We start from the raw sequence: 13,348 nt of genomic DNA, 5'->3' as shown, positions 1-13,348 counted from the left end.
ATGACCCTGCATCGCCTGTGCACCGCCATCGTGCTGAGTCTGGCCGTGGCCGCGCCCAGCCACGCGCTGGAGTTTTCCAAGGCCGAACTGGCGCGCGCCACCGCGCTGCAACAGCGGCTGGTCACGCTGGATTCGCATCTGGACACGCCGGCCAATCTGGAGCGCCCCGACTTCGACGTCCTGCAGGCGCACGCCGGCAACCGGCTGTCGCAGGTGGATTACCCGCGCATGGTCGAAGGCGCACTGGATGGCGGCTTCTGGGCGGTCTACACCGGGCAGGGCAATCGCAGTGCGGCCGCGCACCTGGACGATCGCGATGCCGGCCTGCAGCGGTTGTTGAAGATCCACACGCTGCTGGCCGCGCAACCGCAGCGCTTCGCCTTCGCCACCACGCCGGCCGATGCCGCGCGCATCAAGGCCGCTGGCAAGCGCGTGGTGTACATCAGCATGGAAAATGCCAGCCCGTTGGTGGCCGACCCCACGCTGCTGCGGTTCTATTACGCGCAAGGCCTGCGCCTGATGAGCACCGTGCATTTTCTCAACAACGAATTCGCCGACTCGGCCACCGATCCCAAGGGCCCGGAGTGGAAGGGCCTGAGTCCGGCCGGCAAGCAGCTGGTGCAGCAGGCGCAGGCATTGGGCATCGTGATCGATCAATCGCATGCCTCCGATGCGGTGTTCGACCAGTTGATCGCGCTGTCGCCGGTGCCGATCGTGCTCTCGCACAGCGGCGCGCGTGCGGTGTTTAACCATCCGCGCAATATCGACGACGCGCGGCTGAAGGTGCTGGCCGCACACGGCGGGGTGATCCAGGTGAATTCCTATGGCGGCTACCTGGTCGACAGCGGCGCCAGCCCCGAGCGCAAGGCCGCCGAGAAGGCGCTGACCGAGCACTACGGCGGCTGGGAGCACATCAAGATCGCCGACGGCACCGCCCTGAGCGCCGCGCTCAAGGACCTGGATGCGCGCTACCCGATCAAGCGCGCCACCGAGGAGGATTTCTTCGCCCATCTGGAGCATGTGCTCAAGGTGGTCGGGCCCGAGCATGTGGGCATCGGCATGGACTGGGACGGCGGCGGTGGCGTGGTCGGCCTGGAAGACGTCTCCGACCTGCCGCGCATCACCGCCTGGCTGCTGCGCAAGGGCTACACCGAGCCGCAGATCGCCGGCATCTGGGGTGGCAACCTGCTGCGGGTGATGGGGCAGGCGCAGGCGTATGCGGCGGGGAATGGGGAATCGGGAGTGGGGAATCGTTAGAGCAATTGGTGCCGGGATTGGGGAGTCGGGAGTCGGATTCGCAAAGCCGAGGCGGCCTGTCGTGCGTGCGCTCCGGGTCCGACATGTGCCTCGCGTGCCTCCTGGGGAAGCTGGGCATTTGCACAAAAACTAGCGCCGATCTGCCATGGACAGGCAGCAGGCTGACGATGCTTCCGGGAAAAAGCACCAACTAGAATGCGCCGACCCCCGTGTGGCGTCGGTGCCAACGCACCGCGCACCGGTGGGCTTACCCACTGCTGGAGCGTGCGATGACCCAAGCCTCCCGGCCTCTGCCGCCCTCCGACGGCCTGGGCCCGACCTACCGCAGGATCCTGTGGCGGCTGATCCCGTTCCTGTTCGTCTGCTACCTGTTCAACTACCTGGACCGGGTCAATGTCGGCTTTGCCAAGCTGCAGATGCTGGGCGACCTGGGCATGAGCGAGACCGTGTATGGATTGGGCGCGGGCATCTTCTTCATCGGCTACCTGGCCTGCGGGGTGCCGAGCAACCTGATCCTGCAGCGCATCGGGGCGCGCCGCTGGGTGGCGATCATGATGGTCAGCTGGGGCCTGTTGTCGACCTGCCTGATGTTCGTGCGCACGCCGGCCGGCTTCTACACCCTGCGCCTGCTCACCGGCGCGGCCGAGGCCGGCTTCTTCCCCGGCATCGTGCTGTACCTGACGCGCTGGTTCCCGCGCGCCCAGCATGGCCGGGTCATGACCGTCTTCATGTCGGCCATTCCGATCTCCGGGGTGCTGGGCGGGCCGTTGTCGGGCTGGATCCTCAGCCATTTCTCGGCCGGGCAGGGCGGGCTGGCCGGCTGGCAATGGATGTTCCTGCTGCAGGGCCTGCCCACGGTGCTGCTGGGTATCGGGGTGTGGTTCCTGCTCAGCGATGGCGTGCAGCAGGCAAGCTGGCTGGACCCGCAGGAGAAGCAGGCACTGACCCGCGCGCTGGCCGCCGACGAAGCAGGCAAGCCGGCCGGCGCCTCCACCTCACTGGGCGCGGTGCTGCGCAACCCGGCGGTATGGCTGCTGGGCACGGTGTACTTCTGCATCCAGAGCGGGGTGTATGCGATCAACTTCTGGCTGCCGTCGATCATCCAGGGCAGCGGTGTCACCGACCCGACCCGGATCGGCCTGATGAGCGCCATCCCGTACCTGGCCGCGGCGGTGTTCATGGTGCTGATGGGCCGCTCGGCCGACCGCCGCGGCGAGCGCCGCTGGCACCTGGTGATCCCGTTGCTGATGGGCGCGGCGGGGCTGTGCATCGCCGCCAGCGTCACCGACAACCTGGCGCTGGCCCTGTTCGGCATGACCCTGGCCACGATGGGCGCGGTCAGCGGCTTGCCGCTGTTCTGGCCGCTGACCAACGGCTTTCTCACCGCCGCCGCGGCGGCCGGCGGGTTGGCGCTGATCAACTCCACCGGCCAGGTTGCCGGCTTCGTCAGCCCGTACCTGGTGGGCTGGATCAAGGACGCCACCCACAGCACCGAGCTGGCGCTGTACGTGCTGGCCGGGGCCATGCTGCTGGGCGCGGCGCTGGTGCTGCGGGTGCCGGCACGCGCGGTGAACCAGTGATGCGTCCGTCCCAGCGAGTGTGCCCATGAAGATCGTCATCGCCCCCGATTCCTACAAGGAAAGCCTGTCCGCGCTGGAGGTGGCCACCCAGATCGAGGCCGGCTTCCGCGAGGTGTTCCCCGACTGGCAGTACCGCAAGGTGCCGGTCGCCGATGGCGGCGAAGGCACGGTCGACGCCCTGGTGGCGGCCACCGGCGGGCGGGTGATCGCCTGCACGGTCAGCGGCCCGCTCGGCACCCCGGTGCAGGCGTTCTTCGGCCTGACCGGCGACGGCCGCACCGCAGTGATCGAAATGGCCGCCGCCAGCGGCCTGGCGCTGGTGCCGCCGGCCGAGCGCGCGCCGCTGCGCACCAGCACCGCGGGCGTGGGCGAGTTGATCCTGGCCGCGCTGGATGCCGGCGCGCGGCGCTTCATCATCGGCATCGGCGGCAGTGCCACCAACGACGGCGGCGCCGGCCTGGCGCAGGCCCTGGGCGTGCGGTTGCTGGATGCGCGCGGCGAGGCGATCGGCCCCGGCGGCGGCGCGCTGGCGGCGCTGGCCCGCATCGAGACCGACGGCCTGGACGTTCGCCTGCAGGACTGCCACTTCGAAGTGGCCTGCGATGTGGACAACCCACTGATCGGCCCGACCGGTGCCTCGGCGGTGTTCGGCCCGCAGAAGGGCGCCACGCCCAGCATGGTGCGCCAGCTCGATACCAACCTGCAGCACTACGCCAACCTCCTGCAGCGCGACCTCGGTGTGCGCCTGCACGACCTGCCCGGCGGCGGTGCGGCCGGCGGCCTGGGCGCGGCGCTTGTGGCGTACCTGGGCGCGCAGTTGCGGCCCGGCGTGGACATCGTGGCGCAGGCGCTGGGGCTGGATGCGCTGGTCGCCCAGGCCGATCTGGTCATTACCGGCGAAGGCCGTCTGGACAGCCAGAGCCTGCACGGCAAGACCCCGGTGGGCGTGGCGCGGCTGGCGCAGCGGCACGGCAAGCCGGTGATCGCCATCGCCGGTTGCCTGGGCAACGGCGCCGCGCGGCTGCATGGGCACGGCATCGCTGCGATGTTTGCGGTGGTGCACCGCGCCTGCACGGTGGAGCAGGCGCTGGCCGAAGCCGCCAGCAACGTGCGCATCGCCGCACGCAACGTGGCGGCGACATTGCAGGTGGGGCAGACGATGGCGCGTACGTCGGGGGGCGCTGACCTGCAGTGATGGCCGCACGCAGCTGCCTCGCACGGATCCTGCTGCTGCAGAGCGGCGTGCGTTGCATGGCTGCCGCATGAGGGCATGGCCCACGCAGCGCGGCGCGTCGGCCGAAAGGACAGGGTAACCACGTCGCCTGCAGCCTCGGACGCGCACTGCCGTGCGGGCGGGTGAGCGCAGCGTGCCGGTGGCGTGCCCGGTTCACGGCCCGGACGCCGCGCAGCCGCAGCATGGCCGCGACGCGCGCTCATCGGCGCGCCTTGGCCTCATGCTTGGCGACGTGCATGCCGACCATGGCACCGCAGCCTCCCTCACCCCGTCAACAGACCCCAGCCCATGCTCACGCTCGACCGCACCCTGGCGCAGTCCATCGTCGACCGCGCGATGACCATCATCGACGGCAACGTCAATGTGATGGACCACACCGGCGTCATCATCGCCAGCGGCGAGCCGGCACGCCTCGGCCAGCTGCACGAAGGCGCGCTGCTGGTGCTGTCCAGGCAGGGCCGGGTGGAGATCGATGCGGCGCTGGCCCGGCAACTGGATGCGGTACGCCCGGGCGTCAACCTGCCGCTGATCGCCGATGGCCGCATCGTCGGCTGCGTCGGGCTGACCGGCGAGCCGCAGCGGATCGGGCAACAGGCCGAACTGGTGCGCATGGCGGCCGAAGCGATGCTGGAACAGGCCGGCCTGCTGCGCCTGCTGGCCCGCGATGCGCGCCTGCGCGAGGAAGTCACGCTCGGCCTGATCCGCGCCGACGGGCCGACCCCGGCACTGGCCGGCTGGGCCGAACGGCTCGGCATCGCGCTGGACCTGCCGCGCGTGGCGGCCGTGATCGAGGTGGAAAGCGGCACCCTCGACCTGGACGCCATGCTGGTGGAACTGCAGCGCCTGCACACGCTGCTGGCCACGCCCGAGCGCGGCAACCTGATCGCCGCCACCGCGCTCAACGAACTGGTGGTGCTCAAGCCCGCGCTGGACCGCCGCGGCCACTGGGACGTGGGCGAACAACGCCGTCGCGCGCATACCTTGCTCGAGCGCATGCGTGCCAGCAGCCCGCTGCGCATCCGCCTCGCGCTGGGGCAGTACTTCCCGCAGTCCAACGGGCTGGCGCTGTCGCACCAGATCGCGCGCACCACCATGCGCATCGGCAAGGCGCGCGCGCCGCAGGCCGACGCGTTCTTCTACGACGACCATCGCCTGCCGGTGCTGGTGGACGACCTGCGCCGGGCCTGGCAGGCCGACGAATTGCGCAAGCCGCTGCAGGCACTGCTGGCACAGGACCGGCGCGGCGACCTGTTGAAGACCTTGTCGGTCTGGTTCGGCGCCGGCATGCGCATGGCGCCCACCGCCAAGGCACTGGCCATCCACCGCAATACGCTGGATTACCGCATGCAGCGCATCGCAGGACTCTGCGGCGTGGACCTGGGCAACACCGACGACTGCGTGCGCCTGTACCTGGCCCTGCAGATGGACGACACCAGCGCCTCCAGCGGCGCCGACCCCGCTGCCTAGGGCGCCGACACGCCGGTGCCGCCGGGCAGGCCGCAGCGCCGGCGCGCACCCCATCCTGTGTCGCGGCGCACGAAACCAGCGTCAGGCAGGTATGCCCGGTCCGCTAGACTGAGCGGATTGTCAGGGGAACAAGCGAGCATTCCGTTGAGCCACTGCGACACCGTCGCGTCATCCACTTCCCGCGAAACCGATCGGCTGTCGCGTCTGGCAATGTTGCAGATCGTCGATACCGATGCCGAGCCGTTCTTCGATGCGTTGGCCGCCGCCGCGCAGGCGATTGCCGGCACGCCGATCGCGCTGGTGTCGTTGGTGGACGAGCATCGTCAATGGTGGAAGGCCAATATCGGCCTGCCCGGCGCCAGCGAAACCCCACGCGAGCTCGCGTTCTGCACCCACGCCATCGAGGACGATGCGGTGATGGAAGTACGCAATGCGCCGGCCGATCCGCGCTTTTGCGACAACACGCTGGTCACCGATGCGCCGGGGATCCGTTATTACGCCGGCGCGCCGATCGTGTTGTCCGACGGCCTGCGCATGGGCACGGTGTGCGTGATCGACCAGCGCCCGCGCGCGCTGGAGCCGGCGCAACTGGCCGCCTTGCAGCAGCTGGCCAGGGTCGCCGCCGAAGGGCTGGAGCAGCGCCGGCTGATGCTGGAGCGCGAAGCTGCCAACGCACAGCTGCAGCAGCGCCTGCGTGAGAGCGAAGCGTTTCTGGAACGCACCGGCCGGGTCGCCGGTGTCGGCGGCTGGGAGGTGGATGTGGCCAGCGGCGTGCTGACCTGGTCGGACCAGACCTGCCGGCTGCACGATCTGCCGCCCGGCTACCGGCCGACCCTGGCCGAGGGGATCGGCTTCTATCCGCTGGATGCACGCGCGGTGATCACCGAGGCGGTGGACAGCTGCGTGCGCGACGGCACGCCCTGGGACCTGGAACTGCCGCTGGTCAGCGCCACCGGCCGGCGGCTGTGGGTGCACAGCACCGGTTCGATGGAGCATGTGGATGGGCGCATCCGCCTGATCGGCGCGATCCAGGACGTCACCGACCGCCATCGCGCGGTGGATGCGCTGGCTGCCAGCGAGCGTAAGTTCCGCAACATGTTCCAGTACAGCCTGGGCCTGATCTGCACCCACGAGATGGATGGCCGCCTGATCAGCATCAATCCGGCCGCGGCGCGCTCGCTGGGCCGCAGCGTGGACGACATGGAAGGGCGTTCATTGCTGGAATTCATCCGCCCCGAGCTGCACGCCGCCTTCCAGGGCTATCTGTCGCGGATGGTGCTCGACGGCCAGGACGCCGGCGTGATCGAGCTGGTCGCCAGCGATGGCAGCCTGCGCCACTGGCAGTACCGCAACGTGCTGGACGTGGAGGCCGACGCCACCGTCGTGCTGGCGCACGCCCAGGACATCACCAACCAGTACCAGCAGGAGAAGCAGCTGCTGGAATGGTCGTTCACCGACCCGCTCACCAACTGCTACAACCGCCGCTTCCTGGACGAACTGGACAAGCGCGATCCCAGCGTGCGCTGGGGCTGCATCGTGGTGGATCTGGACAAGTTCAAGCTGGTCAACGACACCCACGGCCACCAGCGCGGCGATGAAGTGCTGGTGCAGATGGCCTGGTTCCTCAACCAGCCGTTGCGCACCCAGGACCGTCTGGTCCGCCTGGGCGGCGACGAGTTCCTGGTGCTGCTGCATCAACCCACCCAGTCGCAGCTGGCGGCATTGGCGCGCGACTACGTGGCCGCCACCGACGACGCCCCGATCCAGTTCACCCTGGGCACCGCCCTGCGCCACGACGGCGAGGCGCTGGCGGCAGTGGTCGATCGCGCCGACCGTTCGCTGTACGCGCTGCGCCGGGCGCGCCGCGGCACCGGTGTCAGCGACCAGCGCGAGTAACGCGCGCTGCGGCCTGCAAGCGGCCACGGCTGAAGCTGATCGGCGGCTGACCCTCCGCTTCCGACCGGTGCCGAAGAACGTGCCGATGAATACGCGATCGCCTATCATGTAATCGTTTTCAACTACATGGTTTGGAATGGATACCTTCGATCGCACCCAGCTCAGTCCCAAGTGGCAGTTCCGTTTCGATTTCTTCGACCGTCACGGTGGCCCCAAAGACCCCAGTTACAAGAACGCACTGAAGACCCTGAGCTTTGGCGAGAAGGTCAAGGTCGGCATGAACTTCTATGCCTTCTTCTTCGGCGTCATCTATTTCTTCATCATCGGCCTGTGGCGCAAGGCGTTGAGCCTGATCGGCATCAGCGTCGTGGTGAGCATCGTGGCCTCGTTCCTGCCGGCCGCGTTTCAGAACGTGCTGTGGCTGCCGCTGTCGTTGTTGACCGGCATGATCGCCAACTACGCCTACTACCTGGACAAGGTGAAGGGCAGCACCAGCTGGAACCCGTTCGAGGGCATGCGCTGGATCTGAAGCAACTGCGTCACCGGCGCGTCGGCCCCTCCCGCCGCCACGCCAGCGTCGCCAGGCCCGGTCACTGACCGGGCTTTTTTTTATGGGCCATCAAGCCCCGTGGACCAAGTCCCTCTCCCCCCGGGGCGATAAGGCACAGCTTGCGCGCCACTGGCGCGCGTGCCTGGGAGCGCCCGCGCTGCTAGCGCGGGCCGGGGGCGCGGAGCGGGGGTTGGGGTGAGGGTTCGGCCCCCGACGCGCAACACGCCCAAGAGCGCCACCTTCAACCAACCGCACGCAGCGCAGACGAATCAATCCCAAGCCAACTCATCCTTCAGTGCCTCTGACACGCTTCAGAATGGCAGTACCTGACAGCGCGCAACAGATCGCTCAAAAGTCTAAAACACCCGCAAAACTGCCAGCACCCGCACACTTTGCTGCGCCGCGGTGTGCAGCAAGCGGTCGAGAATGCTTAATCTTTGCCGACACATGGCCCATGACCGCATCGAATTTAGATCGATCCAAACAAGCCAGGTCGGGCGCGAAATCGCGCTGCCGGTCGCCGTTTGAACGCGGTCGTTGTGCGTCGATCGCTGCGTGGTGCAGCGATCGGCATGGATCCCCACCTGCGGCTTCGGTCGCCCTCTCCTCCGAGGTGTCTTGCATGCTCTCCGCAGTCTGGTCCGATCGTTCCGTTTCACAGGGCGCTCCGGCGCCGTTCTGGCGCCGCGCCGCCGCCGGCCTGTGCCTGCTTGGCATGGCGGTGTGCGCGCCGCTGGCCGCGCAGGACCCGGCGCAGGTCAACACCTTCATCGGCAGCAAGGACGACGGCAATACCTTCCCCGGTGCCTCGGCCCCGTTCGGCCTGGTCCAGGTCAGCCCGATCGGCGCGCACTACGCAGGCTGGCGCTACGACGACCCCAGCATCCGCGGCTTCGGCCATTCGTTCCTGTCCGGGGCCGGCTGCTGGGAGCAGGGCGGCCAGGTCTCGGTGCTGCCGGTCACCGGCCGCATCGGCCCGGGCGGCGACTTCGACACCGCCGACGCCAAGGCCTTCGACCAGAAGCGCTATGCCGCCCGCTACACCCATGACGGCGAGGTGGGCCAGGCCGGCTACTACAAGGTGCGGCTGACCGACTACGGCGGCATCGACGCCGAAGCCACCGCGCTCACCCGCGCCGCCGCCGAGCGCTACAGCTTCGCGCCCGGCGCCGACACCGGCCATGTGCTGGTCAACCTCGGCCAGGCCAACGACCGCCACGTGGTGATCGGCAGCCAGCTGCAGGTGGTCGGCGACCGCGTGGTCGAAGGCAAACTCACCACGCAGAGCTTCTGCGGCGGCCACGAATACACCACCTGGTTCCGGCTGGAATTCGACCGCCCGTTTACCGCGCACGGTGTCTGGGGCGAAGACGGCGGCGTGCCCGGCGCGCGCCACGGCATGGGCGGCGAACTCAAGCCCAACGGCGCCTGGCTCAGCTTCCCGCTGGGCAAGAACAAGACCGCGCGCGCAGTGACCGTGGTCAGCGCCATCTCGCATGTGGACGCCGACGGCGCGCGCAACAACCTGCGCGCCGACGGCATGCAGGGCGGCAAGCTGCTGGGCCTAGAGCAGATGCGCCAGCGCGCGCAACAGGCCTGGCGCAGGGAACTGGCCGGCATGCAGCTGGCCGGCGCCAGCGCCGACGATCGCACGGTGGCCTACACCGCGCTGTATCACGCGCTGCTGCAGCCGCTGACCGGAAGCGATGCCGATGGCCGCTATCGCGGCTTCGACGATGCGATCCACCATGCCGAGGGCTGGACCTACTACGAGTACTTCTCGCTGTGGGACACCTATCGCTCGCAGAACCAGCTGCTGGCCTTGCTGCAGCCGGCGCGCGCGCGCGACATCGGTCGCTCGCTGCTGGCCATCCACCAGCAAGGCGGCTGGCTGCCGCGCTGGGGGTACGCCAATTACGACACCAACATCATGACCGGCGACCCGGTGACGCCCTTCATGGTCGACCTGTGGCGCTTCGGCGCGCTGCAGGGCAGTGAAACCGAGGCCTACGCCGCGCTGCGCCAGAACGCCTTCGGCCAGCCGCCCATCAATTCGCGCCACGCCGGGCGCTCGGGCAACGCCAGCTACCTGGCCAACGGCTACGTGCAATACGACCGTGCCTTCCCCTCCAAGGGCATGGACGTGGACCCGCACCACGGCGGCTCGGCCACGCTGGAATACGCGCTGGCCGACTGCGCGCTGGCGCAGATGGCGCAGGCGCTCGGCCACCCCGACGACAGCGCGCTGCTACGCAGACGCGGCGGCAACTGGCACAACGTCTGGGACGCCGGCGTGCGCGATGCCGACACCGGCTTCAGCGGCTTTCCGCGCCCGCGGCTGGAAGACGGCAGCTGGTATGCCCCCTCGGACGATCACTACAGCCCACGCTCGCAGCATGGCTTCCACGAAGGCACCGCCTGGCAATACCAGTGGCTGGTGCAGCAGGACATCCCCGGCATGCTGCAGGCCATGCATGGCAGCGAGCAGGCCGGCAAACGCCTGGATGCGTTCTTTGCCTACGACGACCTGCTCAAGGACCCGCTCAACGCCGCGCGCACGCACTGGGTGGTCGGCCCGTATAGCTACTACAACCAGTACCGCTACAACCCCAACAACGAACCGGACCTGCACGCCCCGTGGATGTACACGTTGATCGGCCAGCCGTGGAAGACCGCCACCGTGGTGCGCGCCGCCCAGCAGCTGTTCACCAACGCGCCCAATGGCGTCACCGGCAACGACGACCTCGGCACGATGTCGGCCTGGTACCTGTTCAGTGCCCTGGGCCTGTATCCGGCGGTGCCGGGCAGCGGGCAGTTCCTGCTGCATGCCCCGCGCTTCAAGCGGGTCACGCTGGCGCTGGGCAACGGCAAGCACCTGCGTATCGACGCCCCCGGCGCCGACGGCCGCGCGCTGCAATACGTGGACAGCGTGCGTTTCAATGGGCAACCGCAGCGGCAGGTGTTCCTGGACTGGGCCCAGCTGCAGCAGGGCGGCACGCTGTCGTTTGCACTAAGCAAGCAGGCGCCGACCCAGGGCTGGGGCACGCAACCAGAGGCATTGCCTGCCTCGTTCTGCGCCACGCCTGCGGCGGCACCGTGATTCAAGCGCCGGTACCGCGAGCGCGGGCCGGCGCGCAGCCTGAAAGCAAGGGCACAGCTCGCCTGTGTTGATTCATTCTTGACGGCGCGTGGCGACGCGTTCGTCATTGCTGGCACCTGCCGGGTGTCCGAGGCGCCCCTCATCCGCCCTGCGAGCCGCTTCTCCCGCTGGGAGAAGGGCACACTCCCGACGGGAGGAGGAACTATCCCACCTTCGCCAACCGGCTATTGCGCCGGCCATAGGCTACATACACCACCACACCCAGCGCGTTCCAGGCCAGGAACCACCCCTGCGTCGTGCTTGGCAGACTCCAGAACAGATACAGGCAGCCCAGGATCGCCACCGGCCCCACCACCCATGCCAGCGGCGTCCGGAAGGAGCGCGCACGCGTGGGCTCGCGCACGCGCAGCACCAGCAGGCACGCCGCCACCGCAGTGAACGCCGCCAGGGTCCCGGCATTGGCCAATGCGGCAATTTCATCCAGGCGTGCCACGCCCGCCAACGCCGCCACCAGCACCGCCGTGAACAGGGTGATCGCCACCGGCGTGCCGGTGCGGGCATTGACCTTGGACAGGCCGCGCGGCAACAGGCCATCGCGCGACATCACGAAGAAGATGCGGCTCTGCCCATACAGGAACGCCAGCAACACCGTCGGCAGCGCGATGATCGCCACCGCACCGATGACCAGCGCCGCCTTACCGTGGCCGAGTTCGCGCATGATCAGCGCCAACGGCTCCGGGCTCTTGCCGAACACGGTGAAGCTCATCGCACCCACCGCCGACAACGCCACCAGCACATAGATCAGCGTGCAGCCGATCATCGAGCCGACGATGCCGATCGACAGATCGCGCCCCGGGTTCTTGGTCTCTTCGGCCGCGGTAGAGATCGCATCGAAGCCATAGAACGCGAAGAAGATGATCGCCGCCGCGGCCATCACGCCGCGCTCCACGCCATCGGCACCTTCGGTCTTGGGAAAGCCATACGGCATGAACGGCTGCAGGTTGGCGCTGTCGAACGCCGGCAACGCAATCGCCACGAACACGCCCAGCGCCACGATCTTCAGCACCACCAGCACCGCGTTGAGGGTGGCGCTTTCCTTGGTGCCGGCCATCAGCATGCCGGCGACCAGGAAGGTGATCACCACCGCCGGCAGGTTGACGATGCCGCCGGCATGCGGCCCGGCCACCAGGGCATGCGGCAGGTTGACCCCCAACCACTGCAGGAAGCCGACGAAATAGCCCGACCAGCCCACCGCCACCGTGCTCACCACCAGCGAGTATTCCAGCACCAGGCTCCAGCCCACCACCCAGGCGATGCTCTCGCCAAGCGCGGTGTAGCTGTAGGTGTAGGCGCTGCCGGCAGCCGGCATCATCGTGGCCATCTCCGCATACGCCAGCGCCGCACAGGCGCACACGATGCCGGCCGCCACGAACGACAGCAGCACCGCCGGGCCGGCCTTGTCCGCGCCCACGCCGATCAAGGTGTAGATGCCGGTGCCGACGATCGCGCCGATGCCCAGCGCGACCAGATGCGGCCAACTCAGGCTGCGGACCAGCTGCCGGCCGGCCTCGTGCACGGTGACCTGATCGATGGGTTTGCGCCTGAGCCAAGACGACATGCGGACCTCGCGGGAACAAAAGAAGGCGCGAGTGTCGCCCAACGCGCCGCAGCAAAGCTATCGGTCCAAGGTCATGCGTCGGCGCCAGCATGGCCGCGCACGCGTACCGTATCAGTTGTCAGCGCGCCACACCCGCCGGTCCCCGGCCAAGCGACCGCCACCCACGATTCCCGCTTTCGCGAATCCCCAATCCCCGCTCACTCCACAGACGGGCGATGCGGTGGGCGCACATTGCGATAGACCAACTGCACCGCCCACGCGCCGATCAGGCCGACCGCACCGGCAGCGAAATGGGTCCAATCGAGTACCCGCGGCGCCGCGCCATTGGCGTCATGCCCCCAGAAGTTGAACCACAGCAGCACCAGTGCGGTGACCCCGATGCCGATCCAGAACCACAGCCGTGTTCCACCAATGGCATAGAACAAGAACGGCAACGCGGCGCCGATCAGAAAATGCACCGGGAAGAAATACGCCGTGCCGTACGGCCGCATCAGGTACCAGACGATCGCGGCAAAGCTGCCCAGAAAAACGAACAGGCCCAGCGCGAACAGACGGGTTTGGTTGGTGGCGGTGGTCATCGGGTGGCCTGGCAGGAACGAAGCCTCACCCTAGCGATGCGCAGGTCACGTTGAGGTCAATGCGATGC

General features: G+C 68.5%; 9 protein-coding genes. 7 read left to right on the top strand and 2 right to left on the bottom strand.

Features of this window, described 5'->3' with window-relative positions:
• The 7 genes from EO141_RS19800 (at position 1) to EO141_RS19765 (ending at position 11,084) form a co-directional block, all read left to right on the top strand.
• On the top strand, positions 1-1,257 hold the full coding sequence (locus EO141_RS19800; protein ID WP_127170057.1) for a dipeptidase: 1,257 nt from the start codon (positions 1-3) through the stop codon (positions 1,255-1,257).
• 269 nt (positions 1,258-1,526) lie between these two features.
• Positions 1,527-2,837, top strand: coding sequence for an MFS transporter (locus EO141_RS19795; RefSeq protein ID WP_164739337.1), 1,311 nt, complete (start codon positions 1,527-1,529; stop codon positions 2,835-2,837).
• A gap of 25 nt (positions 2,838-2,862) precedes the next feature.
• The gene (locus EO141_RS19790) at positions 2,863-4,032 is read left to right on the top strand and encodes a glycerate kinase (RefSeq protein ID WP_127170055.1); all 1,170 of its coding nucleotides are present in this window, start codon (positions 2,863-2,865) and stop codon (positions 4,030-4,032) included.
• A gap of 327 nt (positions 4,033-4,359) precedes the next feature.
• Positions 4,360-5,538: a sugar diacid recognition domain-containing protein gene (locus EO141_RS19785; RefSeq protein ID WP_127170054.1), complete on the top strand. Its 1,179-nt coding sequence runs from the start codon at positions 4,360-4,362 to the stop codon at positions 5,536-5,538.
• A gap of 144 nt (positions 5,539-5,682) precedes the next feature.
• A complete protein-coding gene (locus tag EO141_RS19780; RefSeq protein ID WP_127170053.1) occupies positions 5,683-7,434 on the top strand; it encodes a diguanylate cyclase in 1,752 nt (583 codons plus the stop codon).
• Between the two features lie 136 nt (positions 7,435-7,570).
• Positions 7,571-7,963 carry a DUF2628 domain-containing protein gene (locus EO141_RS19775; RefSeq protein ID WP_016902101.1) on the top strand — a complete coding sequence of 131 codons (393 nt, stop codon included), beginning with the start codon at positions 7,571-7,573 and terminating at the stop codon, positions 7,961-7,963.
• A gap of 643 nt (positions 7,964-8,606) precedes the next feature.
• Positions 8,607-11,084 carry a GH92 family glycosyl hydrolase gene (locus EO141_RS19765; RefSeq protein WP_127170052.1) on the top strand — a complete coding sequence of 826 codons (2,478 nt, stop codon included), beginning with the start codon at positions 8,607-8,609 and terminating at the stop codon, positions 11,082-11,084.
• A gap of 202 nt (positions 11,085-11,286) precedes the next feature.
• Here the strand turns inward: EO141_RS19765 and EO141_RS19760 are convergent, their stop codons facing one another.
• Together EO141_RS19760 and EO141_RS19755 are read right to left on the bottom strand one after the other, a co-directional pair.
• Positions 11,287-12,702 carry an amino acid permease gene (locus EO141_RS19760; RefSeq protein WP_104650369.1) on the bottom strand — a complete coding sequence of 472 codons (1,416 nt, stop codon included), beginning with the start codon at positions 12,700-12,702 and terminating at the stop codon, positions 11,287-11,289.
• A gap of 197 nt (positions 12,703-12,899) precedes the next feature.
• Positions 12,900-13,280, bottom strand: coding sequence for a hypothetical protein (locus tag EO141_RS19755; protein ID WP_104585894.1), 381 nt, complete (start codon positions 13,278-13,280; stop codon positions 12,900-12,902).
• Positions 13,281-13,348 lie beyond the last annotated feature (68 nt).

It is taken from the genome of Xanthomonas sp. BRIP62415 (assembly GCF_003993515.1).
Taxonomy (GTDB): Bacteria; Pseudomonadota; Gammaproteobacteria; order Xanthomonadales; family Xanthomonadaceae; genus Xanthomonas; species Xanthomonas euroxanthea.
The sequence above is the reverse complement of the archived record's forward strand: the minus strand, read 5'-3'. Positions and strand labels throughout refer to the sequence as shown.

Coding starts and splice junctions, on each gene's coding strand:
- EO141_RS19760 (WP_104650369.1), bottom strand. CDS start 12,702: ATGTCGTCTTGGCTCAGGCGCAAACCCATCGATCAGGTCACCGTGCAC.
- EO141_RS19775 (WP_016902101.1), top strand. CDS start 7,571: ATGGATACCTTCGATCGCACCCAGCTCAGTCCCAAGTGGCAGTTCCGT.
- EO141_RS19765 (WP_127170052.1), top strand. CDS start 8,607: ATGCTCTCCGCAGTCTGGTCCGATCGTTCCGTTTCACAGGGCGCTCCG.
- EO141_RS19755 (WP_104585894.1), bottom strand. CDS start 13,280: ATGACCACCGCCACCAACCAAACCCGTCTGTTCGCGCTGGGCCTGTTC.
- EO141_RS19795 (WP_164739337.1), top strand. CDS start 1,527: ATGACCCAAGCCTCCCGGCCTCTGCCGCCCTCCGACGGCCTGGGCCCG.
- EO141_RS19800 (WP_127170057.1), top strand. CDS start 1: ATGACCCTGCATCGCCTGTGCACCGCCATCGTGCTGAGTCTGGCCGTG.
- EO141_RS19785 (WP_127170054.1), top strand. CDS start 4,360: ATGCTCACGCTCGACCGCACCCTGGCGCAGTCCATCGTCGACCGCGCG.
- EO141_RS19790 (WP_127170055.1), top strand. CDS start 2,863: ATGAAGATCGTCATCGCCCCCGATTCCTACAAGGAAAGCCTGTCCGCG.